Raw genomic sequence first — 25,534 nt, 5'->3', positions numbered from 1 at the left:
ACACTCCTCGATGTCGAAATCCCGGAAATCCCGGGACCGTTTCTATTTTTTAAATTTAAAAAATAGAAACGGTCCCTTGTTTTTTATTTTAAAACATCCTGCATAGAATATAATCCTGCAGGTTTACCGATAATCCATTTGACTGCTTTTAGTGCCCCGACAGCAAACAAATCGCGTGAATGCGCCTGATGCTTTATCTCTATACGCTCAGAAATACCGCAAAAGATAACCGTATGATCTCCAAAGATATCACCTAAACGAATGGAATGCATGGGAATATCTTTTTTAGTAACTTGAGTGATAACCTCGGCTAACTTCTTTGCCGTACCGCTAGGCGCATCTTTTTTAGCTTTATGATGTGCTTCCACAATCTCTACGCTATAATCCGGGCCCAATTTTTTAGCTATTTCAGGGAGAAATGAAAACAAGACATTTACGCCGATTGACATATTCGGTGAAAAAACTATCGGAACAACCTTAGAAACCTCTTCTATCTTATTTTTTTGGGTATCAGTTAATCCTGTAGTTCCCAAAACAAGTGCTTTTTTATATCTAGCAACATAATCTAAATGTTCATCAGTTGCTTCAGGCAAAGTAAAGTCGATCAATGCATCAACCAGGAATAAACCATCCGGATTAGATGAAACTTTTAATTTTCCCATATCTCTACCAATCAAAGAAGTACCTTTTTTCTCAAGAAGAAAAGCCACCTCCAGATCCTTATCAAATCCGGCAAGCTCAAAAATACGCCTGCCCATTTTTCCACAGGCTCCTGCAATCCCTATTTTTATCATCATTCCTCCAAAAACGAGAATCTTGGGACCGTTTCTATTTTTATAAATTTAGAAAAATAGAAACGGTCCCATGTTTTTTATTTTAAAAGACCATAATCCCTTAAAGCTTTTTTAAGCTTCTCCAAATTACTCTCCGACATGCTACACATCGGAAGACGCAAATCCGATTGGCACATCCCCAATAAACCCATTGCTGTTTTAATCGGTATAGGATTAGTCTCTAGAAATACCGCTTTAATTAAAGGTAATAACTTATAATGTAATTTCCTGGATGCTTTAATATCCCCTTTTTCAAAAGCAGAAACTAAATCCGCAACATCTTTTGGGACAATATTGGCAACTACGGAAATTATTCCGGTGCCTCCAATACTTAACACCGGTAATGTTAAACCGTCATCCCCTGAAATCAAATCAAAATCTTTTGGGCAGAGCTGCTTTATCCGCGACATCTGGTCAAGACTTGCAGATGCCTCTTTTACCGCCACAATATTTTTACAATCATTGGCTAATTTTGCAATTGTTTCCGGCTCAATGTTTACTCCAGTGCGTCCTGCAATATTATAAAGGATGATCGGAATTTTTACCGACTGAGCAATTGCTTTAAAATGTTCATATAAACCTTTTTGTGTAGGACGGTTATAATATGGGCTAACCTGTAAAGAAGCGCTAGCGCCGGAACTAGCTGCTTGTTTAGTAAGCATAATTGCTTCTTCAGTAGAATTTGAACCGGTTCCGGCGATTACTGGGACTCTTTTTTTAACCTGGTCAATAGTAATCTGAATTACGGACTCATGTTCATCAAAATTTAAAGTTGCACTTTCACCGGTAGTCCCGCAAGGCACGATACCGCTGGTACCGTTTTTAATCTGAAAATCAATAAGCTCACGCAATTTCTTTTCATCCACCTTTAGATTTTTCCCTCCGGAGGCGGATCCGCCTTTGGCGGAAAACGGCGTGACTATGGCTACGATTGAGCCCTTAAACATAATATTCTCCTTTGTAGACTATTTTTGCGCTGCCTTCCAACCAAACATCGCTAAATTTACAAACAGTTCTCTGAAAATGAACCTTCAGAATCTCGCTACCCTGCGTCTTAACCTTAACTAAATCATCCAGATTATTTTTTAAAGCAAAAATTAAAGCGCAAGCAGTACTTCCTGTGCCACAAGCCAGAGTCTCACCCTCTACTCCCCTCTCATAGGTACGAATCTGAATAAGATTATTACCCTTTACTTCTACAAAATTTACATTTGTGCCTTTAGGGGAAAATTTTATATGATTTCGAATAATCCAACCAATATGGTTCACATTAATACAATCGATACCGTTTACAAAAACTACCACATGCGGAACACCAGTATCAATAAAATTTACTCTTATTAACCTACCATTTACTTTTATAGGAATATCTAATTTTATATTTTTGGGGTCAGTAATCTGAATCTTTACACAATCCCCATAAACTTGACCATTTATTATTCCGGCGCCAGTATCGAGTTTAAGTTTTTTCTTACCACTAAATAAAACAGCGCAGCGAGCTCCATTACCACACATCTGCGCTTCTGATCCATCAGCATTAAATATTCTCATACTGATGTTAGCTTTTTTAGATTTCCCCAATATAAGCAGGCCATCAGCTCCGATACCAAATTTTCTATCACACAATCTCCTAGCTAATACAGATAAATTCCCCAGGCGACTATCATTAATCACAACAAAATCATTCCCTGAACCAACCATCTTGGTAAAATTAAGTTTTTTCATTTCGAACTAAATCCTCAAAATTCTCTCTTTTACAAATTATAGATACATTATTCCCATTTACCATAATCTCTGCAGGACGCAAACGTGAGTTATAATTACTGGACATACTGAAACCATATGCCCCCGCCCCCATCACTACTAAATAATTCCCTTCTTTAACTTTTGGAACAAGCCGTTCTTTGGCTAAAAAATCACCGCTTTCACAAATGGGGCCGACCACATCAGCTTTCTCAGTTTTTAAATTTTTATGCAAAGCCAGAATATTATGATACGCAGAGTACAGCGCAGGACGAATCAAATCATTCATTCCAGCATCTACGATGATAAATTTCTTTTTCGGAGTATGCTTAATATATAAAATTTTTGTAACCAGAATTCCGGCATTGCCAACAATAAACCTTCCCGGTTCCATAATTATTTTAAGCCCGGTTTTCTCTAAAAGCGGAATGATTTTCCCAGCGTAGATCTGGGCAGTTTGCGGAGTTTCACGGTCATAAATAATACCCATACCTCCACCGATATTTAAATATTCTAGGCAGATTCCTTTATGCTCCAGGCGCAGAATAAAATCCGATATTTTTTTGATCGCGGCCTCAAATGGAGCGCTATCGGTAATCTGTGATCCAATATGAATATGCAAACCGCAAATATTTAAATTTTTAAATTTAGAGCGCATTAGCAGAATCGAGTAAGCGCTGCCTAAATCAATCCCGAATTTATTCGTAATTTTTCCCGTAGTAACATATTTATGAGTTTTAGCCTCTACGTCAGGATTAATGCGAATAGCCACGCGGGTATTTTTTTTAAGCCTGCCCGATATGCGGTTAATATTCTCTAGCTCGGCAAGTGATTCGACATTAAAAAATAAAATACCTTTTGATAAAGCCGCAGTAATTTCATTATCGGTTTTACCCACAGAAGCATAAACTATTCTTTGCGCAGGACACCCAACTTTAAGAGCACGAAAAAGCTCGCCTCCTGAAACAATATCCAAACCGGCACCCTTTGCTACTAAGGCTTTTAATATCGATAGATTTGAATTTGCTTTTACAGAATAACAGATAAGCGGATTAATTCTGGCAAATGCGGATTTTAGTTTTTTATAGTGATCCGTAAGAGTTTTATAGCTATAAACATAAAGAGGCGTACCGAAACGGCCAGCCAATTCCTCAACTCTTACATTCTCGCAATAAAAATTATTTCCCTTATATTTAAAATCGTGCATATTATTTTTTATCTATTCTTGGTAAATTCTTTTTCCCATTTATATAACTGCTTAGCTACCAACTTAGGATTCGTACTACCAAAGGAAGTTTTTCGGTTTACCGAATCCCAGGCATTCAGGATATTTCTGACATCAGGAGCTAACTTTTCTGAATATTTCTTCAATTCACTATTAGATAAACTTGATATTTTTTTGCCTTTATCCAGGCAATCCCTAACCATTAGCCCAACGATATCATGCGATTTTCTATAGGAGATACCCTTAGCAATCAGGTATTCGACGATATCAACGGAAAATAAAGATTCATCCTGCACCTTGCAAGCAATCGCCTCTTTCTCGATTACAATATTTTGGAAAAGCACTGCAAGAATCTCTAAGATATCTTTAACCGTATCCACAGCATCAAAAAGCGGAGGTTTATCCATCTGTAAATCCCGGTTATAAGATGAAGGCAGCCCCTTCATCAAAATCATGACACTGGAAAGATCTCCGTGAATTTTACCGACCGAGCCCCGGATTAGCTCCAGAATATCCGGATTCTTTTTATGCGGCATGATACTGGATCCAGTACAGAAAGAAAAATCGATATCGATAAAATTAAATTCTTTCGTACTCCAGAGTATCAAATCCTCGGCAATGCGTGATAAATGAACAGAAAGTATCGTAAGTTGGGCAAGCACCTCAAGGATAAAATCCCTGTCGCTAACGCTATCAATACTATTGGCAGTTATAGTACTAAACCCAAGTTCTTTTCTAACAAACTCCCGGTCAATAGGCAAGCCTGTTCCGGAAAACGCACAAGCTCCCAAAGGCATTACATCTATTCTTTTCTTAGCATCCAAAATCCTGTCTTTATCTCTTTCTAGCCCTTCGATATAGCATAATAAATGGTGACCCAATAATACTGGCTGGGCAACCTGTAGATGCGTATATCCGGGAATTACCACGAACGAATTCGATTCAGCAAGTTTCAATATGGATTTCTGCAACTCCCTAATATACTCAACCAGATCATCAACTTCGCTTTTTAAATACATCTTTATATCCAGAGCAATCTGGTCATTGCGAGAACGGGCAGTATGTAATTTATGCGCCGAATCACCAACTTTCTTAACTAATAACTCCTGAATATTCGAATGAATATCCTCGGCATCTGGATCAAATTTAAATTTACCGCTGATTACGTCTTTAAGTAACACATTCAGGCCCCTAACAATCTGCTGACTATCTTTTAGGGGAATAATTTTTTGCTTACCCAGCATTTTGGCATGGGCAATACTGCCTAAGATATCATACTTGGCTAATCTTTTATCAAATGCTATCGATGAAGTAAACTTATCAGTAAGTATGTTGGTTTTCTTGCCAAACCTTGTTCCCCAAAGTTTCTTGGACATTCTTATCCCCCCCTGTATCCTCTCTTTATAATTTCGTCATTCTGAGGAACCCGCCATTGATTCAGTGGCGGGTGACGAAGAATCTAGATCCTTCGCCCTCCGGGCTCAGGATGACGGAAAAAACTTTCATTACCTCTTATAAGGCATGCCCCAAAGTTTAATAAAACCTTCGGCTAACTTTTGGTCAAATTTATCTTCTTTACCGTATGTACTTAATTCTTTCTTATATAGTGAATTATTTGATTTTCGCCCCACTACAACACAAGAACCTTTAGACAATTTTAATTTAATCGTACCGCTTACTAACTTTTGCGTCTTATCCACAAAACCATCCAATGCATCTTTTAGAGCAGAAAACCACAGCCCATAATAAACCAAATCGGCATATTTAAGGCTAATCATTTCTTTAAAATGTGCCAGCTCTCTATCTAAAACTAAAGCCTCTAATTCTTTATGCGCGGTATAAAGAATAGTAGCAGCAGGCGCCTCATAAATCTCCCGGGATTTAATCCCTACCAACCTATTCTCAACCATATCGCTTCTGCCTACTCCGAACTGCCCTCCTACTTCATTAAGATAAGTAATCAAGTTTTTGGCTTTAAAAATTTTCCCATCAATCTTTACGGGTACTCCCTTTGCAAAAGTTATCCCAATATACCTAGGATAGCTTGCGTTATGCGTCGGGCTCTTAGTAATCATATAGGCGTCTTCCGGAGGCTCCTGCTCGAGATTCTCCAAGACACCGGCTTCAATACTTATTCCCCAAAGATTTCTATCAATGCTATAAGGCTTCTTTTTAGTTACATCGATCGGAATATTATATTTTAAGGCATATTCAATCTCTTCATCCCGCGATTTGAATTCCCACTCTCTTACCGGTGCAATAATCTCTAGCTTCGAATCCAATATGCCTACTGCAACCTCAAGCCTTACCTGATCATTGCCTTTACCTGTGCAACCATGAGCAATTGCGCTTGCTTTTTCTTTATGCGCAATCTGAACCAGATATTTGGCAATCAATGGCCGGCCTAAAGCCGTAGCCAAAAGATATTTACCTTCATAAACTGCATTAGCCTTTAAAGCTGGAATTATAAAATCATGAATAAATTCCTCTTGAAGATCACGAATATAAACTTTAGATGCACCTGCGGCCAGCGCCCGTTTTTCAATTACTTCAAAATCTTCTCCCTGGCCTAAACCCTGACCGAGATCTGCAACAAAACACACTACCTCATAGCTTCTTTCTTTCAACCATCTAACAATACAAGAGGTATCTAAACCACCCGAATAAGCCAATACTATTTTCTTCATTGCTGTCTTAAATTCTAAACCTAAAATAAGTTGTAAGCTGTAAGTTATAAGCTTAAAACTTACGGCTTATAGCTTACGGCTTAAGTCTTATTTAGATTTAGCTCCTTTTAAAAGCTTAATTAATATTGCCTTCTGTACGTGCATTCTATTTTCAGCCTGATCAAAGACAATCGAATTCTTACTATCCATAACCTCATCAGTTATCTCTTCGCCTCTATGCGCAGGTAAACAATGCATCACTAAAGCTCCCGGCGCAGCAAAGGATAAAAGTTTAGCATTAATTTGAAAATCCTTAAAGATAATTTTTCTTTTGGCAACCTCTTCCTCCTGCCCCATACTGGCCCAAACATCGGTATAAACAACTTGCGCACCTTTTACCGCCTCAACCGGATCCTGCGTAACCTTTATTTTACTGCCTGTCTCCTGCGCAATCTCCTTTGAACACTCAACTACCTGCTCACTTGGAAAATAGCCATTTGGCGCACCAATTGTAATATTCATCCCGCATTTACTGGCTGCAAAAAGCAAAGAGTTACAAACATTATTACCATCGCCAATATAAGCTAAAGTAATATTTTTTAAGCTTTTTAATTTTTCCTTGATCGTAAAAACGTCGGCCAAACCCTGACATGGATGAGAGAAATCCGATAACCCATTTATAACCGGAACCGTCGCCGCAAGCGCCATATCTAAACAATTTTTGTGCTCAAAAGTTCTTAGAACAATCCCATTGACATAGCGAGAGATGGTTTTAGCAACATCCTTTACACTTTCTCTTACTCCGATATTAATTTCACTTGGCGACAAGTATAAGGAATTTCCTCCCAACTGATACATACCCACTTCAAAAGAAACTCTTGTCCTATTAGATGGTTTCTGAAAAATCAAAACTAAGGTTTTACCAAATAAAACCTTACTAAATTTCTTCTTATTCTTTTTAAGCAGGCTGGAAAGTTTAAAAATAGAATCAATCTGCTCGCCCGTTAAATCTCTGATTGAAAGCAGGTCTTTTTTCATTTTAATCCTTTTTGAGTTATGCGCGAGTTAATGCTAACTAAACATCCGCTAAAACTCTTTCTAAAATTTCTAACGCTTTGTCTATCTCTTTTTTTGTTATATTCAACGCCGGCATCAATCTTAGAACCTTACCATGGGTGCAATTAATCAATAACCCCTTCTCTATGCATTTATCTACAATCTGTTTACCGTCCATATCTAATTCCATACCCAGCATTAATCCCATACCTTTTATTTTCTTAATCACTAGATACTTCATTTTTAATAAGTTCAATCTTTCTAAAATATACTTGCCCATATTCTGGCAATTCTTCAGAATCTTATCCTCCTGCATAGCTTTAAAAACCCCTAAGGCTGCCCTACAAATTACCGGGCCTCCTCCAAAGGTAGAAGCATGCATACCAGAAACTAGTAAATCAGCCGGCTCTTTCTTGGCTATCATTACTCCGATAGGCAAACCTCCACCTAAAGCTTTGGCTAAAGTCATTACATCAGGAGTTACACCATAATTCTGATAGCAGAACATCTTACCTGTCCTGCCTACGCCGGTTTGCACCTCATCGATAATCAAAAGTAATTTTTTTTCATCGCATATTTTCCTAAGTGATAAAACAAAATCTTTCTCAGCAACATTTATCCCACCCTCACCCTGGATAAGCTCAAGCATAATAGCACAAGTTTTATCTGTCAGTGCCTGTTTAACTGCCTTTATATCATTAAACTTAACCTGCTTAAAGCCTTCCGGCATAGGCTCAAAACCATTCTGGTATTTCTTCTGGCCGGTAGCAGCTAAAGCAGCCAATGTCCTGCCATGAAAAGCATTCTCAAAAGTAATTATTTCATATCTTCCCTGTCCGAATTTTCTGGCTAATTTAATCGCCCCTTCATTTGCCTCTGCTCCGGAGTTTGCGAAGAATACTTTACCTGGAAAACTCTGAAAAATTAATTCTTTAGCCAACTTTGCCTGAAAAGGATGATAGTAATTATTCGGTATAAATATCAATTTACTGATTTGATCCCTAACTCCCTGCATAACTTTAGGATGGCAGTGCCCTAAATTACCTACTCCCCAACCCGGAAAAAAATCCAGATACAGCTTCCCATGAATATCCCAAAGCTTGGAACCTTTCCCCTTAACAAATATAAGCGGCACCTTGTTATAGGTAGGCATTATATTATCTTCATATGTTTGAAATATCTCTTCGATTTTCATTTTGTAATATAGACTTTAAAAAAGTTGCAAACTTATCACTTACAACTTAAAGCTTACGCTCTTTTAACGCTTATCTTATTATCTCAGTTCCGATACCCTGGTCAGTAAAAATCTCTAAAAGCAAAGCATGCGGCGTACGCGCATCGATAATATGAGTCTTCTTCACCCCGCCTTTTAATGCTTCTACGCAAGCAGTAACTTTAGGAATCATTCCTTGCTGAATAATCTTATTGTCAATTAATCCGTTTACTTCATCAACCGTTAAAGTAGAGATAAAAGAATGCGGGTCATCGGCATTGCGCATAATCCCTTTAACATTAGTCAACAAAACAAATTTTTCTGCCTGCATATCTGAAGCAATGCTAGCAGCAACCTCATCCGCATTAACATTATAGGTTTTCTTGTCTTTTCCATGCCCCATAGGCAGAATTACGGCAATTTTGTCTTTTTTGAGCTCCTCATTCAACAGTTGCACGTTAACACCTTTAATTTGGCCAACTAAACCAATATCTACTTTAGTTTTCTTTTTTTCAACCTGAATCAAATCATCATCCTTACCATTTAAGCCCACAGCCTTCACCCCCAACTCATTGAGCTCTTTTACGATCAATTTATTTAAAACCAATAATTCTTCTTCCACTAATTTTAACGTTTCCTCATCGGTAACCCTCATCCCCTCAACAAACTCGGTTTTCTTACCGGTGGCACGCATCCGGTCACTGATATTCGGACCTCCTCCATGTACAAGGATGGGGCGCAAACCCATAAAATTCAAAAAAACAATATCCTCCAGGACACCAGTGCGGATTTTTTCATCTCCTAGAATACTTCCGCCATATTTGATAACAATTACTTTTTTGTGGAACCTCTTTATGTAAGGCAATGCTTCGATTAAAACATCTGCTTTTCTGATAGCGTCTTCCATAATACCTTTCTTGTGCATGAACACAACACCGGCGCAATTAGCGCACAAGCGCATGCCGGCGCATACCTTTTACGCCGGGCACCTATTAGCGCCGAATGATTAGTTATATGCGGCGTTTATTTTTATATATTCAGGGCTAAGATCAGAGGTAAAAACCGTACAACTGGCTTTGCCACTGGATAAACTCACCTGTAATCTTACAAACTTTGTTTTTAATGAACCTAATTTTATTTTTAACTGTCCTTCTTTAATTCCGGCCCCACTTGCTCCAACTGCCGCAGCTACCCTGCCGAAATTAGGATTCTGGCCAAAAACAGTAGTTTTAAAAAGCGCGGAGTTTGCAATACTCAAAGCTGCCCTTTTTGCTTCCTGCCAATTTTTTGCCTGACAGACATCAATCTGAATAAATTTAGTAGCGCCTTCAGCATCCAAAACTATCATCTTGGCCAGCTTCAGGCAAATAAACTCCAGGGCCTTAGAAAAGTCTTGCAGGTCCTTGCCTCTGGAAATACTTCTATTCCCAGCAGCCCCATTAGCTAAAACTAAAACCATATCATTAGTGCTCATGCATCCATCAACAGAAATACAGTTAAATGTTTTTTCTACGGCCCTACCCAGTGCTTTATCTAGGACCTGCTTACTAATTGCGGCATCAGTCATAATAAAACAAAGCATAGTCGCCATATTCGGAGCAATCATACCCGCACCCTTGGCTATAGCACAGATATGCACCAACTTACTTCCAATATGCAAATTCAAGCTTATTTCTTTAGCGAAAGTATCCGTGGTCATAATCGCAAGTTCTGCTTTATGTATCCCAGAAACAGATAATCCACTAACTAGTTCAGGAATACCCCGTTTAATTTTTCCTATATTTAATCTCTTACCAATAATTCCCGTAGAATTAACCAGAACGCTCGTTTCTGCGATTTTTAATTTCCTCGCAACAAATTCACAAGAAGCTTGAGCATCTTTAATTCCCACTTTACCGGTAAAACAATTGGCATTACCACTATTAATCAAAACAGCCTGAATTTTTTTTGCTGATTTTAGATATTTTTTGCAGATTATTAAAGGGGCAGCAATAATACTGTTAGTTGTAAATTTTGCGCTAGCTACAGCGGGAAGTGCTGAATAGATCAAGGCTAGATCAGACTTGCCTGATTTCTTTAATCCACAGGAGATTCCGTTTGCCTTAAAACCTGCCGGCAGAATTGCTTTTGAAATCTTTTTCATAATAATCCTGCTGTTTCTGGCAGCTTATACATGATATTCATATTTTGTACAGCCTGAGCTGATGCGCCTTTTAATAAATTGTCGATAGCACAAATAACAATGATGGTTGAGCCAAAATCTTTTACCCCAATATCACAGAAATTGGTCTTTACCACGTCCTTGATTCTAGGAAAAACACCATCCGGCTTGATGCGAATAAAAGGTTCATTCTTATAAAATTTCTTATATAATTCTACTATATTCTTTACCTTAAGCTTAGCACCCTGAACTTTCTTAAGGTAAATCGTTGAAAGAATTCCCCGCTCAATAGGCAATAAATGCGGCACAAATACCGCTTCGATCTTTTTTCCGGATATCTTAGAAAGGCTCTGGTTTATTTCTGGTGAATGCTGATGCACATTAACTTTATAGGCCCGAAAATCTCCCTGAATCTCGGAAAATAAATATTCTTTTTCTACCTTTTTTCCTGCACCGCTTACTCCGGACTTAGCATCAATAATAATTGAATCTGTATCCACGAAGCATACTGCCAATAATGGAGCAAGCCCAAGGATTGCAGAAGTTGGATAACATCCCGGATTTGCCAAGAGCCTAGCAGTTTTAATCTTAGCCCGGTTTAATTCAGGCAGACCATAAATTGCTTCTTTGAGATTAGCCTTATCCAGATGCGTTACTTTATAAGCTTTCTCATATACCGACGGATTCTTTATTCTATAATCAGCACTTAAGTCGATAACTTTCTTGCCCAGCTTCAATAGTTTAGGCGCAAATTTCATAGATACTGTATGCGGCAGAGCCAAAAAGACCAGATCGCAATCATTTTTTATCTGATTAAAATCCGGCTTGCCACAAACCAAATCTAACCTCTTCTTAAATTTCGGAAAAACATCGGAAATAATACAAACACTTTGGCCGTTTTTCCCACTATTGTAAAGATGTGTAATCCTAACATTGGGGTGGCAAAGTAAAAGTTCAATTAAAATTTCTCCGGTATGCCCGGTTGCTCCGATTATTCCAACATTAATAACCATTTTATCTCCATAAGTACCAGCAATAGGCTTATTTTCTATTATATTAGAATAAAATCAAACTCCCGTCAAGGTTTTTTCTCGACGGAACGTAAAATTCAGCCCGAATAAAGGTGACTGCTTACATTCTAGTTTCTAGCGCAACAGATTTACTAAAGGCCTCATTTGGTGTATACCAGTCTAAAACTTTTCGAGGCCTGTCATTAAGCATATTTTGAACTTCTTGAAGCTTGTTTTCTGAGATCTTTGAAAAATCCGTCCCTTTGGGAAAAAAGTCTCGAACTAACATGTTTGTATTTTCGCTGGTTCCTCGCTCCCAAGGAGAGTGAGGATGAGCAAAATAAACTAATATGCTTGTTTCTTGGGTAAATTGTTGATGCTCTGCCATTTCTTGGCCCTGGTCATACGTCAGCGATTTCTTAAGATGTTTAGGTAGATTGTTAAATTTTGCGCTAAAAGCTTCTCGCACGGTAAGGGCATCTTTTTTAATTAGCTTAACCAATAGGGTTAAGCGCGTTTTACGTTCGACCAATGTTCCAATAGCTGATTGATTTAAAGCTGTCACTTTTTATTGAAAACTGTTTCGAAAACAAAAAAACAAAAAAAATCCCGCTTCATCAGCGGGATCTTTTTTGTTAGTTCTTAAATCTTAGTCTTAAATCTGCATTTATCTCTTTGTCCACTGGAAGCGTTTACGTGCGCCTTTCTGTCCGTATTTCTTGCGTTCCTTCATGCGCGGATCGCGTGTTAAATATCCGTTTTTGCGAAAAATAGCCTTAAAACTTTCATCTGCATTTAAAAGCGCTCGGGCAATACCTAAGCGTAAAGCACCTGCTTGGCCGGTCATTCCGCCTCCACTAAGCCTAGCTGCAACATCAAATTTAGCCTTAGTCTCAGTAAGTGCCAAAGGTTGCAAGACAATAATCCTATCTGTCTCACGTAAGAAATATTTCTCAAAAGACCTGCCATTAACCGTAATCAAGCCTGTTCCTGGCTCCATACGTACTCTGGCAGTTGATTCCTTACGCCTACCTAAAGCAATATATTTAACAGAATCACTCATTTATTTTTTAGCCTCCAAAACAACCGGTTTTACGCCTGTTAAATTATGTTTATCATCAGCAAAAACTCTTAATTTTTTAATCAAGTCCCTTCCCAATGGTCCATGGGGAAGCATCCTCTCAACAGCTAAATGCATAACTGTGGTAGGTTTCTTAGCTAAAAGCACCTCTAATGTTACTTCACGCTGGCCGCCGGGGTAACCTGAGTACCTACGGTAAACTTTCTGTTTAAGTTTACGTCCGGTCACCTTAATCAAAGCAGCATTAATCACAATCACACCATCACCGGTATCTAAATGAGGAGTAAAAATCGGCTTGTGCTTACCTCTTAAGATAGTGGCAATCCTGGCTGCTAATCTTCCAAGCGTCTGGCCCTTGGCATCGGCAATATACCACTTCATTTTAATGTCTTCTGGTTTAGCAATATATGTCTTTTTCATAGAAAAATGATTATAGCAGAATAATAAATAAAGTCAAATAATTTTTATTAATATTTTACTCTAACTAAACACAATCCCTTTGCCGGCAATGTTGGCCCAGCACAACTACGTTTACGTGATTTCAATATTTTACTCATACTCCCTTCAGAGAACCGCCCTCTACCTATCTCTAGCAGAGTACCTGCAATGTTTCTAACCATATTATACAAAAAACTATCTGCCTCAATATCAATATATAAAAAATCCTTATCTTTAGCAATCTTGATACTCTTAATTGTGCGTATAGGGTTTCTCTGTCTTAATTCAGTTGCCTGAAAAGATTTAAAATTATGCCTACCAAGAAGAACATTTGCTTCGCTACGCATCAATCTCACATCCAGAGGATAATGGAAAAAATATACCTTTCCTGCCGAAAGAGGTGAAGAATATTTCCGATTTAAAACCGTATAACGGTAAATTTTAGATTTAGCGCAAAATCGGCTGTTGAAATCCAAGTCTACATACTGAATCCGCGTTACCTTTATATCTTCAGGTAGAAGGCAATTTAGAGCCCAGCGCAATCTATCAAGAGGCATTTTAGTTGAACTTTTAAAATTTGCTACTTGAGCAAGCGCATGCACGCCTGAATCTGTACGGCCAGCAACAATAAGCTTAACATCTTCCTGGAGGATTTGCTTGAGGACTTTCTCTAGGGAATATTGAATAGTCTTGTTTACCTGGTAACTGGCGTTCTTTCCATTCTGCTCCTGCCATCCGTAATAACGGCTGCCGTCATACTCTATTTGGAGCTTGAAATTATGCATTCGGCAATTTGGACAGCATTTGTGGCAGCGCCTTTACGTAGATTATCCGCCACTACCCACAGCCATAAACCTTTTTTATTAAAGACATCCTGGCGAATACGCCCGACAAATGTTTCATCCTTTCCCTCGACATCCTTAGGCATGGGATATAAATGATTCTTAGGATCATCCATAACCACAACTCCCGGGGAACGGGCAAGGATTTTTTTAGCCTGCTCAGGGGTTATAGGCTTAGCAGTTTCAATGTATACAGATTCTGAATGCCCGGTTCTAACCGCAACCCGTACCGTGGTTGCGGAAATCTTAATCTTTGGCGCATGCATAATCTTATGTGTTTCATTAATCAATTTCCACTCTTCATTAGTATAATCGCCTTCCACAAAACTACCGATATGCGGAAAACAATTGTACGCTAACTGTTGTGGCATAGCTTTCTTTTGCGCCTGAACGTTAATATTCTCACAGCCACCCTGAACAATTAAATTCGTCTCTTCATTTAATTGTTCAACCGCTCCTTTACCGGCTCCGCTTGAAGCCTGCAAGGTAGTAACAATAATTTTTTTAATCCCTACTTTTTTATGAATAGGATTTAGAGCTACCACCATTTGAATTGTCGAACAATTAGGATTAGCAATAATTCCTTTATGTTTTTTAACATCGGCAGCATTAACCTCCGGAACAACTAGAGGCACTTTAGGGTCCATACGAAAATCCGCCCCATTATCAATAACCACGGCGCCTCTTTTTACCGCTTCCGCCGCATAAGTAACCGCAGCGCCCTTCTCTCCTTCTGTTCCTGCAAATAAGGCAATATCTATCCCGTTAAAACCATCAGGAGTAATCGACTCAACTGAATAAACAACTCCATCAACATTAATATCGCGAGCGGAACGGGCAAAAACCTTTAAAGTATCAATAGGAAAATTACGCTGCTTTAGGACCCGCAGTATCTCAATCCCGACTACCCCTGCTCCGATTACCACAACATTATATTTTTTCATCGAGATTCTCCTTTTGAAACTAGGGGACGGTTCTATTTTTATATTTAAAAAATAGTAAAAAATAGAACCGTCCCCTTTATTTACAACCCTTATAATTTTTTTACTACTAAATCTCCAACCTCAGTAGTAGAATATCCCATTTTCCCTGCGGCTAATGATTTTAAATCATGTCCCACCAAGTTAATTACCGTATTCTCAATTGCTTTGCCCGCTTTATCTTCACCTAAATTCTCAAGCATCATACCTACAGCACAAATCGCAGCTAAAGGATTAATTACATTTTGACCTGTATATTTCGGAGCGCTTCCGCCGATTGGTTCAAACATAGAAACCCCCTGCGGATTAATATTGCCTCCGGCAGCAATTCCCATTCCACCCTGAATCATTGCCCCTAAATCCGTAATAATATCACCGAACATATTATCCGTAACAATCACATCAAACCATTCAGGATTCTTCACAAACCACATCGTCGTTGCATCAACATGGGCATAATCAGTAGTTACATCAGGATATTCTTTAGCTACTTCATTGAATATTCGCTGCCAGAGATCCCAGGCATAGGTCAAAACATTGGTTTTACCGCAGAGGGTGAGTTTTTTTCTTTTATTACGCTTACGCGTATATTCAAAAGCATAGCGGATACATCGCTCAACACCTTTGCGAGTATTGTAAGAAATCTGAATAGCCACTTCATCAGCAGTTCCTTTGTCCTGAAACTCCCCCATGCCTTTATAGAGGCCTTCAGAATTCTCGCGCACAACTACAAAATCAATATCCTCCGGCTTCTTATCCTTAAGAGGACAATAGGCGGAATTATAGAGCTTGACCGGACGCAGGTTGATATATTGATCAAGAGCAAACCTTAACTTAAGCAACACACCCGTCTCAATAATACCGGGTTTTACATTCGGGTCGCCCACCGCGCCAAGATAGATTGCGTTGTATTTTTTTAATTCTTCAATATCGCTGTCATCAACCAGTTTTCCCGTTTTTAAGTACCTTTGCCCGCTAAAATCAAAAGACTTTGTCTCATACTTAAAATTAAACTTTTTAGAAGCCGCTTGCAAGACTTTTAGCCCTTCAGAAACTACTTCTGGCCCCGTCCCATCACCTGGTATTACTGCTATCTTATACATTTTCTATCTCCCTGTCTATTTAAACTCTAAATCCGCATAAGCCTTAAGCTCTAAGTTTTAAGCTATAAGCTTACGGCTTATTGCTTATGTTTTTTAATATAATTAATTAAGCCGCCACTGGCGACAATCTGTTGCAAGAAATCCGGGAAGGCCTGCGTCTTATAGTTTTTATCCTGTGTTATATTATTAATTATACCCGTAGATAAATCTATTTCAATTACATCACCGTCGTTAATCTTATCGACATCTGCAGATTCCAGAAAAGGCAGGCCGATATTAATGGCGTTTCTGAAAAATATGGCCGCAAAACTCTTAGCAATCACCGCGGAAACTCCGCACCCTTTAATTGCCAAAGGCGCGTGTTCCCGGCTTGAACCGCAACCGAAGTTATTTCCGGCAATAATTATGTCACCAGGACTTACCTTTTGAGAAAATTCAGGGCTAATGGTTTCCATACAATGCTTACCTAATTCCTGCGCGTCAGTAGAAACCAGGTATTTAGCTGCAATGATATCATCAGTATTAATATCATCACTAAATTTATGGACTTTACCTTTAATAATCATTTTTTACCTTTTGGTTCCGTCATCCTGAGCCCACATTCGCTTCGCTCAGTGCAGGCTCCGGGCGAAGGATCTAGATTCTTCGGTCGCTTCGCTCCCTCAGAATGACGATAAACGTTTAACTCCTCGCAATGACTATTTCATCCGGATGCGTGATTTTACCGGTAACAGCCGAGGCTGCAGCTACCGCCGGATTAGACAAATATACAAAAGATTTAGGGCTACCCATCCTACCTAAAAAATTTCTGTTGGTTGTAGCAATAGCCACCTCGCCATCAGTTAAAATACCCATATGGCCGCCCAGGCATGGCCCACAAGTAGGCGTCGAAAAAACGCCGCCAGCCTTAACAAAGATCTCCGCCAGCCCTTCTTTTACCGCCTCCAGATAAATTTTTTGCGTTGCCGGAAAAACAATTAATTTTACTCCTTTGGCTACTTTTTTACCCTTAAGTAAAGAAGCTGCAATACGTAAATCCGAAATTCTGCCATTAGTGCATGAGCCGATAACTACCTGATCAACTTTTATATTTTTTAACTGCCTAGCCGGCTTAACATTGCTGGGTAAATGCGGACAAGCAACCAATGGCTCTAAATCCGTAACATCCCATTCGTATGTTTTTTCATAAACAGCATCAGGATCTGAATAATAGAATTTGGATTTACGTTTAAACCCGGATACAAATTTTTTGGTAATAGCATCTGGCTCAATTAACCCGGCGCGCGCGCCTGCCTCAATTGCCATGTTGCACATGGAAAAACGATTATCCATACTTAATTTTTTAATCACCGGACCAGAAAACTCCATTACTTTATATAATGCCCCATCCACGCCGATCTTGCCAATGGTATAAAGGATTAAATCTTTCCCCCCCACCCATTTATTCAACTTACCCTTAAATATGTATTTATGGGTAGCAGGAACCTTTAACCAACATTTACCATCAATATAAGCGCGGGCTAGATCCGTCGAGCCCATCCCGGTGGCATATGCACCTAACGCTCCATAAGTACAAGTATGAGAATCTGCGCCAATTACCAGGTCTCCGGGCAGAACAATTCCTTTTTCTGGTAAAAACGCATGCTCAATACCCATAGAACCAATCTCAAAATAATTTTTGATTCCCTGCTCTTTGGCAAAATTCGCTAGAATTTTACACTGATTGGCGCTTTTTAAATCTTTAGCAGGGGCAAAATGATCAGGAACTAAAACAATTTTATTTTTATTGAATACTTTTTTGAAACCGGATTTTTTGAATTCGGAAATTGCAAGAGGAGCGGTAATATCGTTGGCCAGGGCAACATCAACGCTAGCCTCGATAAACTCCCCCGGCTTGAGCGCCTTCTGTTTACAATGCGCTAATAATATTTTTTCTGCGATAGTATATGGCATTTTAAAAGCAAGGGGACGGTTCTCTTTTTCAAAATTTAAAAAAGAGAACCGTCCCCTGATTTTATGCTTTAAACTTCTTGACGATCAGGGAGGCGTTATGCCCGCCGAATCCTAAAGAATTAGACATGCAGGCAGTTACATTGGCTTTTCGTGCTGTGTTAGGCACATAATCCAAGTCACACTCCGGATCAGGATGTTCATAATTAATGGTGGGAGGAATGACACCATCTTTGATTGCCAGGCAACAAACTAAAAATTCCACCCCGCCGGCAGCACCCAAAAGATGCCCGGTCATAGATTTGGTCGAAGAAACCATTACTTTCTTGCAATATTGGCCAAATGCCTTTTTCATAGACAAAGTTTCAATTTTATCATTAAGCTTAGTAGAAGTACCATGGGCATTTATATAAACTATATCTTCGGGTTTCATTTTCGCGTCTTTTAAAGCTATAGTCATTGCGCTAGCTGCACCCTGGCCATCAGGATCGGGCGCAGTTATATGATACGCATCGCATGTCATACCAAAACCCACAATCTCGGCGATTATATTAGCGCCTCTTTTCTGAGCATGCTCTAAGTTTTCTAAAACCACTAAACCACTACCTTCAGCCATAACAAAACCATCACGATCCAAATCAAAAGGCCGGCTGGCTTTTTTGGGCTCATCATTTCTAGTAGAAAGAGCCCTTAAGGCGCAAAAACCACCCACCGCAGTAGGAACAATACAGCTCTCCGTGCCTCCAGTGATCATAATATCAGCATCGCCATAAAGTATGGTACGATATGCCTCTCCTATAGCGTGAGAACCAGAAGCGCAGGCTGTAGCAACACATGAATTCGGGCCTTTTAATCCGTGCATAATGGCAACCAAGCCGCTTGCTTCATTTACAATAAGCATAGGAATCAAAAATGGAGATAACCTGGATGGGCCTTTGTTTAGAAAAACTTTATGCTCTTCTTCTATTGTATGCAAGCTGCCGATTCCAGAACCAATAATTACGCCTATACGATCCCGGTCTTCCTTATCTAAAACAAGGCCGCTGGATTCGATCGCTTGTTTTGCGGCAGCTACGGCAAACTGTACAAATCTTGCCGTTCTTTTGGTATCCTTAACAGAAATTCCATAATGAGTTGGATCAAAATTTTTTACTTCTGCGGCGATTCGCGAATCAAAAGCTGTTGCATCAAAGCTGGTAATTGGACCGACTCCGCCTAGACCACTCTTTAATGACCCCCAAAAGCTCAAGACATCATTACCTACAGGGGAAATAACACCTAATCCTGTAACTACTACTCTCTTTTTCATATTTATACCAATATAAATTTACCCCGCCAGAATAAAAAATGCGGGGTAAATTATTTATTTATTGTTGTCTAGCTATATTATTTGGCGCTTTTCTCATCAATATACTTGATGGCATCGCCAACAGTAGTGATTTTCTCCGCGTCCTCATCAGGAATCTCAATACCAAACTCCTCTTCTAAAGCCATAACTAACTCTACGGTATCCAGAGAATCCGCACCTAAATCATCAACAAATGATGCCTCAGGAGTTACTTCCTCCGGTTTTACACCTAACTGTTCTGCTATAATTGATTTTACTTTCTCTTGTGATGCCATTCTTTTTCCTCCTTGGGTTATATGCTCTTGCCACGTAAAGTGGCGTAGACAAGTGGAATAATCCACTACGAGGCTTTACGCCATGACCATACCGCCATCAATCGTAATTACCTGTCCAGTTATATAACTAGATTCATCAGATGCCAAAAATAAACAAACATTCGCTACGTCTTGTGGCGTACCTAACTTAGCTAACGGAATTGCCTCCAACATCTTCTTTTTTATATCTTCAGGAAGCTTCGCGGTCATCTCCGTCTGAATAAATCCCGGAGCTACTGCATTAGCATTAATATTACGGCTGGCTAATTCCTTAGCTACTGTTTTTGTAAGAGCGATTATTCCGGCTTTTGAAGCAGCGTAATTTGCCTGACCCGGATTGCCCATCAAACCAATAATCGAAGCGATACTGATAATCCGGCCGCTTCGCTGTTTAATCATAGGCCTAGATACGGCTTTAATACAGTTAAAAGTACCCTTTAAATTAACATTAATTACCGCATCCCAATCCGCCGGAGACATCCTAAGTAAAAGATTGTCCTTAGTAATTCCAGCGTTGTTAACTAATATATCAACCTTTCCCATTTTGTCAAGAATTTTGTTTATACCTTCTTCAACCACATCATAATTAGTTACATCCATCTGTAAAGCCAAGGCTTTACGGCCTAAACCTTCAATTTCAAGAGCCGTTTTCTGAGTTATTTCGAGGTTAACATCCGCTACCACAATATCGGCGCCTTCTCTGGCAAAAGTCATGGCGATTGCCTGGCCTATTCCCCTTGCTCCACCAGTTATTAAAGCCACTTTATCTTTTAGACGCATGTTATTCTCCTTTTAAAACATAAGCTATAAGTATTAAGTTATAAGCTGTAAATTTTTAGCTTAAGACTTATGGCTTATAGCTTACGACTTAAGCAAATCTTCCTTTTTCTCTATATTCATAACCTGCGCATTACTATCAATACGGCGCATTAATCCTTTTAACACTTTACCCGGGCCAAACTCGATAAAACTACTCACCCCTTTTGATAAAATCAGTCTCATCGAATCATCCCAAAGCACACTGGCAGAAACCTGATGGATCAAATTCTGCTTAATCTCTTCAGGGGTTAAAACGGCCTTACCGGTAACATTGCTAATTATAGGAAACTCAGGAGTACTTATTTTTATTTTCTCAAGCTCTTTAGCTAATTTTACCGAAGCCTCTTGCATAAAAGAGGAATGAAATGCTCCACTAACATCCAGAATAACCGCCAGCTTTGATCCCTTTTCCTTGGCTAGAATTTGCGCCTTTTCAATTGCCTCAGAAATTCCGGAAATAACCGTTTGCCCAGGACAATTAATATTAGCTACCTCTGCTTTAACTTCAGCGCAGATTTCTTTAACTTTAGCTAAATCCAGGCCGATTATCGAAAGCATCTTTCCCGGATGCTTAAGCGCCTCTTCTTCCATGAACTGGCCTCTCTGCCTGACTAGATAAACCGCATCAGTAAAATTAAGTGCGCCCGCAGCAACTAAAGCTGAATACTCACCCAAACTCAAACCTGCCATAAATCCGTCTATCTGCGGCTGCTTGGCTTTATAGACCTGCCAACAGGCAATAGTCATGGTAACAATCGCCGGCTGGCAATTATTGGTCTCAGTCAGTTCATCCAAAGGGCCGTTAAAACAAAGATCGCTTATAGAAAATCCTAAAACTTTATTTGCTTTTTCAAAGATATCTTTTGCCTGAGGAAAAGAATCATACAGATCTTTTCCCATTCCCACATATTGACTACCTTGGCCGGAAAAAAGATAACCGAATGTTTTTGGCATATTTAGCGATCAATACGTATCTAGCTAAGTGTGGACAGTCCCCACTGCAATATTTATCTACCATTCGATGATACAGGCACCCCAAACAAGGCCCGCTCCAAACGCATCAAGGAGAATGATATCACCTTTCTTAACTTTTCCTTCTTGCACCGCTTCACAAAGCGCAGTAACTGTGGAGGCGCTGGACATATTACCACAACGCTCGATATTAAGATAAACCCTGTCCGTAGGAATACCTAATTTTTTTGCCACAGCCATAATAATGCGCGCGTTTGCCTGATGCGGAATAATCAAATCAACATCAGTAAAGGTCATACCGGCCTGTTTTAAAACAGTTTCGGCCGCATCAGTCATGGTATTAACTGCTATTTTAAATAACTCATTACCCTGCATCTTTAAAAAATGCTGGCGGTTCCTGACTGTCTCGGCAGTCGCCGGATTACGTGAGCCGCCGGCAGGTAGATTCAATATACCAGCTTTTGATCCATCACATCCTAAGTATGTAGAAATAATTCCACCCTTTTTTACCTCTGATAACACTACTGCTCCTGAACCATCACCAAATAATACACAGGTATTACGATCCTGCCAATCAGTAATAGAAGATAAAACTTCGGTACCGACTACCAAAGCATTTTTATAAGCAGAAGCTGCAATAAATTTCTCAGCCACAGATAGCCCGTAAACAAAGCCCGCGCAAGCTGCTGAAATATCAAAACATACTGCTTTTTTGGCACCAAGCCTATCTTGAATAATTGAAGCTACTGAGGGAAAAGGCATATCTGGGGTTATTGTTGCAACAATAATCAAATCTAAATCTTCGGCTTTAAGTTTAGCATTTTCTAATGCTCTTTGAGCAGCTTTAAAAGCTAAATCCGAAGCAGCCTGGCCAGGGGCGGCCATATGCCTTTCTCTTATACCAGTGCGCGTAGTAATCCACTCATCTGAAGTATCCACCATTTTTTCAAGATCGGCATTGGTGAGTATTTTTTCTGGCAGGTATTCACCTACACCAATAATCCCTACTTTTTTCAAGATATACTCCTATTGCTAGATTTCCGCTTCCGCGGGGATGACAGCTTGTGCTGTCATTTTATTGCTTCCAGAATTTTGCTGTTAACCTGACGCTCGACTTCTTCTTTAGCTACCCTGATGGCATTTTTGATCGCTCTTTTATTGGAACGGCCATGTCCAATAATTACCACGCCGTTAACCCCCAACAAAAGCGCTCCACCATATTCAGCGTAATCAAGCTCCTTCTTAAAACGCTTAAGGTTAGGCATCATAAAAATTAAACCAATCTTTCCCCAAATATTGCTTAAAAGATGGCGCTTTAAAAATGTCTGCATTGCTTCTGCAGCACTTTCTGAAACCTTCAAAGCCACATTACCCACAAAACCGTCGCAGATGATAATATCGCATTTACCTTTAAAGAGATCTTTGCCTTCGACATTGCCGATAAAATTTAATTTACTCTTTTCCAACAACTCATAAGCCTCACGGATAAATTCCGTACCCTTCTTCTCTTCTTCTCCGATGTTTAATAACCCTACGCTAGGGTTGGCTTTATTTAGGATATTTTTGCAGTAAGCATCGGCCATAAATCCATATTGCAGTAACTGCGTGGGCTTAGGATCAATATTTGCTCCAACATCAATGATAAAAGACACTCCTTTTAAAGTAGGAGTAACGATACCAATTCCCGGACGCTCAATTCCCGGTAAAAGCCTTAATTCTAAAGTAGCTGCACAAACAACTGCTCCGGTATTACCCGCGCTAAAAAATGCATCGGCTTTACCTTCTTTAACTAAGTTTAAACCTAAAACAATAGATGAATTTCTTTTACGCCGAACACTATTAGCTGCAGGTTCACACATCTCAATCGCCTCAGAGGCATGCAATACACTAATTTTGTTACCGGTATATTTAGCTTTTTTTAGGAGAGCTTCAATTTTTGGCTGATCGCCAATTAAAATAACCTCGGCATCATACTCTTTTATTGCGTCTAAACTGCCATCGATAACTACACCAGGGGCAAAATCTCCGCCCATTGCGTCAACGACTATTTTCATTCTTTAACTCCTGCTATTAAAGCATACTTTTGGTTGCCTTATTAACAATAGGGACAGTCCCCTCCGGGGACAGTCCCTATTGCAACACTTATTTGATTATTTCTTTTTCTTCTTCTCTTTGACTTTAATCTCAATAACCTGGCGGCCATCGTAATATCCACAAACCAAGCAAGCCCGGTGCGCAAGTTTTAATTCCTTGCATTGTGGACAAGCTGCCAAGGTGGTTGCTTTGATCTTCCAATGCGTACGGCGTTTTCTGCCGCGCGCTGCTGAATGCTTTCGTTTAGGTAAAGCCACAGTTACATCCTCCTTCGTTTTTGTTTTTACCGCATTTTACACAAAGCCCTTTACAATCTATTTTACATAAAGGCTTTATGGGGTAATCTAAAATTACCTCTTCTCTTATGTCTGGATCCAAATCAATAAAAGCAGTACTAATATCTAAGGGGAAATTTAATTGCACATCTTTTTTAAATTCCCATTCAAACTCATCCAGACAGCGTGAACAATTTGCGCACATAATCGCTTCTATATTTAACTCAACCGTAAGCGCATTAGTGATACGATAAATATGCGTTTTTACCAGTAAATCTGAGCGAAATTTTATTAGTTCTGTTTCAAGATCCAATTCCGCCGGCTTAATCTTCTCTTCTAAATACAGGCCCTCTTGAGGAACCTGATTAACAGTTATCTTCACTTTTTTCTATGTAACTTTTTTTGCAAGGCCTCCGCCACAAAATCCGGTACAAAATCAGATAAATCCGCTCCCAAGGTAACTGCTTCCTTGATTAATTTAGCGGAAAGATAACTATAAGATTCATGCGGCATGAGAAAAATAGTCTCAATATCGCTGGCAAGTTTACGGTTAGTTAACGCCATCTGAAATTCATATTCAAAATCTGATAGCATGCGTAACCCGCGCACCAAAACCTTAACCTTCATTTTATGCGCAAAATCAACAACTAAGCCATCAAAATGCGTAACCGTTACCCCGTCCATACCCGCAGTAGCTTTTTTAAGCATTGACATTCTCTCCTCAACGCTAAAAACCGGTTTCTTATGCGGATTATGCGCCACGGCAATAATTACATCATGGAAAATTTCATGCGCCCGGCAAATCAAATCAATATGGCCATTAGTTACCGGATCAAATGTCCCTGGATATAAAGCAGTTTGGCACATTTATTCTTTCTTCCTGAAAATTGAAAGCCAGGTATCTCCATACTTGGCTTCTTTAATTAAACTAAAAATTGAATTTTCTATTGGCAATAATTCCGACTTAAAATGCTGCGCAACTATTAAACCATGAGGCGCTAATATATCATAACCTTCAAGCGTTTGCAAGATTTTTTTTGCCATATCCAGGTGGTACGGCGGATCAATGAATATTATATCAAAGAATTTTTTATCCCGAGCCAAAAGCTTAACCCCTTTTTCTGCCTCCAAATGATACAGATTACAATCAGGAACCCTAAGCAACGCAAGATTCTTTTTTATGGCTAATATGGAATCTCGATTACTCTCAACCATGGTTAAAGCGCTGATACCGCGGGAAAGTGCCTCCAAGCCGACCGCCCCCGAACCGGCATAAAGCTCTAAAAATGTCAAACCACTGATATCCCCCAGTATATCAAATACCGCCTTACGTACTTTATCCTGGGTAGGCCGAATACCTCTAGGCATGTATATCTTAAAATTTCGGTATTTTCCTGTAGTTATGCGCATG

General features: G+C 39.4%; 29 protein-coding genes. All 29 read right to left on the bottom strand.

From position 1 onward, the window contains the following. Positions 1 to 83: 83 nt before the first annotated feature. On the bottom strand, positions 84 to 797 hold the full coding sequence (dapB, locus tag PHC29_04965; protein ID MDD5108841.1) for a 4-hydroxy-tetrahydrodipicolinate reductase: 714 nt from the start codon (positions 795 to 797) through the stop codon (positions 84 to 86). A 74-nt stretch (positions 798 to 871) separates the two neighbouring features. Next, positions 872 to 1,780, bottom strand: coding sequence for a 4-hydroxy-tetrahydrodipicolinate synthase (dapA, locus tag PHC29_04960; GenBank protein MDD5108840.1), 909 nt, complete (start codon positions 1,778 to 1,780; stop codon positions 872 to 874). Continuing rightward, on the bottom strand, positions 1,773 to 2,558 hold the full coding sequence (gene dapF / locus PHC29_04955; protein ID MDD5108839.1) for a diaminopimelate epimerase: 786 nt from the start codon (positions 2,556 to 2,558) through the stop codon (positions 1,773 to 1,775). Before dapF ends, dapA begins: the two co-directional genes overlap by 8 nt. After that, complete coding sequence (gene lysA, locus PHC29_04950; protein MDD5108838.1) at positions 2,545 to 3,783, bottom strand: diaminopimelate decarboxylase; 1,239 nt, start codon at positions 3,781 to 3,783, stop codon at positions 2,545 to 2,547. The genes dapF and lysA overlap by 14 nt, the downstream gene beginning before the upstream one ends. 8 nt (positions 3,784 to 3,791) lie before the next feature. Next, positions 3,792 to 5,177, bottom strand: a complete 1,386-nt coding sequence (gene argH, locus PHC29_04945; GenBank protein MDD5108837.1) for an argininosuccinate lyase — start codon at positions 5,175 to 5,177, stop codon at positions 3,792 to 3,794. A 129-nt stretch (positions 5,178 to 5,306) separates the two neighbouring features. Continuing rightward, positions 5,307 to 6,488: an argininosuccinate synthase gene (locus PHC29_04940; protein MDD5108836.1), complete on the bottom strand. Its 1,182-nt coding sequence runs from the start codon at positions 6,486 to 6,488 to the stop codon at positions 5,307 to 5,309. An 87-nt stretch (positions 6,489 to 6,575) separates the two neighbouring features. Continuing rightward, positions 6,576 to 7,505, bottom strand: coding sequence for an ornithine carbamoyltransferase (gene argF, locus PHC29_04935; GenBank protein ID MDD5108835.1), 930 nt, complete (start codon positions 7,503 to 7,505; stop codon positions 6,576 to 6,578). Between the two features lie 37 nt (positions 7,506 to 7,542). Continuing rightward, positions 7,543 to 8,718: an aspartate aminotransferase family protein gene (locus PHC29_04930; GenBank protein ID MDD5108834.1), complete on the bottom strand. Its 1,176-nt coding sequence runs from the start codon at positions 8,716 to 8,718 to the stop codon at positions 7,543 to 7,545. 70 nt (positions 8,719 to 8,788) lie between these two features. Beyond that, positions 8,789 to 9,661, bottom strand: a complete 873-nt coding sequence (gene argB, locus PHC29_04925) for an acetylglutamate kinase (GenBank protein MDD5108833.1) — start codon at positions 9,659 to 9,661, stop codon at positions 8,789 to 8,791. Between the two features lie 81 nt (positions 9,662 to 9,742). Next, on the bottom strand, positions 9,743 to 10,879 hold the full coding sequence (argJ, locus tag PHC29_04920; GenBank protein ID MDD5108832.1) for a bifunctional glutamate N-acetyltransferase/amino-acid acetyltransferase ArgJ: 1,137 nt from the start codon (positions 10,877 to 10,879) through the stop codon (positions 9,743 to 9,745). Then, complete coding sequence (gene argC / locus PHC29_04915; GenBank protein MDD5108831.1) at positions 10,876 to 11,910, bottom strand: N-acetyl-gamma-glutamyl-phosphate reductase; 1,035 nt, start codon at positions 11,908 to 11,910, stop codon at positions 10,876 to 10,878. Before argC ends, argJ begins: the two co-directional genes overlap by 4 nt. 118 nt (positions 11,911 to 12,028) lie before the next feature. Next, positions 12,029 to 12,472, bottom strand: coding sequence for an IS30 family transposase (locus tag PHC29_04910; protein ID MDD5108830.1), 444 nt, complete (start codon positions 12,470 to 12,472; stop codon positions 12,029 to 12,031). A 102-nt stretch (positions 12,473 to 12,574) separates the two neighbouring features. Further along, the gene (gene rpsI / locus PHC29_04905; GenBank protein MDD5108829.1) at positions 12,575 to 12,970 is read right to left on the bottom strand and encodes a 30S ribosomal protein S9; all 396 of its coding nucleotides are present in this window, start codon (positions 12,968 to 12,970) and stop codon (positions 12,575 to 12,577) included. Continuing rightward, positions 12,971 to 13,408, bottom strand: a complete 438-nt coding sequence (gene rplM / locus PHC29_04900; GenBank protein MDD5108828.1) for a 50S ribosomal protein L13 — start codon at positions 13,406 to 13,408, stop codon at positions 12,971 to 12,973. A 47-nt stretch (positions 13,409 to 13,455) separates the two neighbouring features. Continuing rightward, on the bottom strand, positions 13,456 to 14,211 hold the full coding sequence (truA, locus tag PHC29_04895; GenBank protein MDD5108827.1) for a tRNA pseudouridine(38-40) synthase TruA: 756 nt from the start codon (positions 14,209 to 14,211) through the stop codon (positions 13,456 to 13,458). Continuing rightward, entirely contained in the window at positions 14,187 to 15,212 is a 1,026-nt protein-coding gene (locus tag PHC29_04890) for an aspartate-semialdehyde dehydrogenase (protein ID MDD5108826.1), read from the bottom strand. The genes truA and PHC29_04890 overlap by 25 nt, the downstream gene beginning before the upstream one ends. An 89-nt stretch (positions 15,213 to 15,301) precedes the next feature. After that, on the bottom strand, positions 15,302 to 16,351 hold the full coding sequence (locus tag PHC29_04885; protein MDD5108825.1) for a 3-isopropylmalate dehydrogenase: 1,050 nt from the start codon (positions 16,349 to 16,351) through the stop codon (positions 15,302 to 15,304). A 77-nt stretch (positions 16,352 to 16,428) separates the two neighbouring features. Next, entirely contained in the window at positions 16,429 to 16,917 is a 489-nt protein-coding gene (locus tag PHC29_04880) for a 3-isopropylmalate dehydratase small subunit (protein MDD5108824.1), read from the bottom strand. Between the two features lie 115 nt (positions 16,918 to 17,032). Further along, the gene (leuC, locus tag PHC29_04875) at positions 17,033 to 18,304 is read right to left on the bottom strand and encodes a 3-isopropylmalate dehydratase large subunit (GenBank protein ID MDD5108823.1); all 1,272 of its coding nucleotides are present in this window, start codon (positions 18,302 to 18,304) and stop codon (positions 17,033 to 17,035) included. 61 nt (positions 18,305 to 18,365) lie between these two features. Further along, a complete protein-coding gene (gene fabF / locus PHC29_04870; GenBank protein MDD5108822.1) occupies positions 18,366 to 19,610 on the bottom strand; it encodes a beta-ketoacyl-ACP synthase II in 1,245 nt (414 codons plus the stop codon). Between the two features lie 77 nt (positions 19,611 to 19,687). Then, complete coding sequence (gene acpP, locus PHC29_04865; protein ID MDD5108821.1) at positions 19,688 to 19,924, bottom strand: acyl carrier protein; 237 nt, start codon at positions 19,922 to 19,924, stop codon at positions 19,688 to 19,690. A 75-nt stretch (positions 19,925 to 19,999) separates the two neighbouring features. Then, positions 20,000 to 20,743 (bottom strand): 3-oxoacyl-[acyl-carrier-protein] reductase, encoded by a 744-nt coding sequence (gene fabG / locus PHC29_04860; GenBank protein ID MDD5108820.1) that lies wholly within the window; start codon positions 20,741 to 20,743, stop codon positions 20,000 to 20,002. An 81-nt stretch (positions 20,744 to 20,824) separates the two neighbouring features. Next, complete coding sequence (gene fabD / locus PHC29_04855) at positions 20,825 to 21,736, bottom strand: ACP S-malonyltransferase (GenBank protein ID MDD5108819.1); 912 nt, start codon at positions 21,734 to 21,736, stop codon at positions 20,825 to 20,827. A 57-nt stretch (positions 21,737 to 21,793) separates the two neighbouring features. Continuing rightward, the gene (locus PHC29_04850) at positions 21,794 to 22,771 is read right to left on the bottom strand and encodes a ketoacyl-ACP synthase III (protein ID MDD5108818.1); all 978 of its coding nucleotides are present in this window, start codon (positions 22,769 to 22,771) and stop codon (positions 21,794 to 21,796) included. Positions 22,772 to 22,824: 53 nt separating this feature from the next. Beyond that, a complete protein-coding gene (gene plsX, locus PHC29_04845; protein MDD5108817.1) occupies positions 22,825 to 23,808 on the bottom strand; it encodes a phosphate acyltransferase PlsX in 984 nt (327 codons plus the stop codon). A gap of 96 nt (positions 23,809 to 23,904) precedes the next feature. After that, a complete protein-coding gene (gene rpmF, locus PHC29_04840; protein ID MDD5108816.1) occupies positions 23,905 to 24,105 on the bottom strand; it encodes a 50S ribosomal protein L32 in 201 nt (66 codons plus the stop codon). Beyond that, on the bottom strand, positions 24,092 to 24,505 hold the full coding sequence (locus PHC29_04835) for a DUF177 domain-containing protein (GenBank protein MDD5108815.1): 414 nt from the start codon (positions 24,503 to 24,505) through the stop codon (positions 24,092 to 24,094). Before PHC29_04835 ends, rpmF begins: the two co-directional genes overlap by 14 nt. Then, on the bottom strand, positions 24,502 to 24,990 hold the full coding sequence (coaD, locus tag PHC29_04830; protein ID MDD5108814.1) for a pantetheine-phosphate adenylyltransferase: 489 nt from the start codon (positions 24,988 to 24,990) through the stop codon (positions 24,502 to 24,504). Before coaD ends, PHC29_04835 begins: the two co-directional genes overlap by 4 nt. Further along, on the bottom strand, positions 24,991 to 25,533 hold the full coding sequence (rsmD, locus tag PHC29_04825) for a 16S rRNA (guanine(966)-N(2))-methyltransferase RsmD (GenBank protein MDD5108813.1): 543 nt from the start codon (positions 25,531 to 25,533) through the stop codon (positions 24,991 to 24,993). Position 25,534 lies beyond the last annotated feature (1 nt).

It is taken from the genome of Candidatus Omnitrophota bacterium (genome assembly GCA_028712255.1).
Classification (GTDB): domain Bacteria; phylum Omnitrophota; class Gorgyraeia; order Gygaellales; family Profunditerraquicolaceae; genus UBA6249.
Note: the sequence above shows the minus strand (reverse complement) of the source record. Positions and strands in the feature narration are given on the sequence as shown.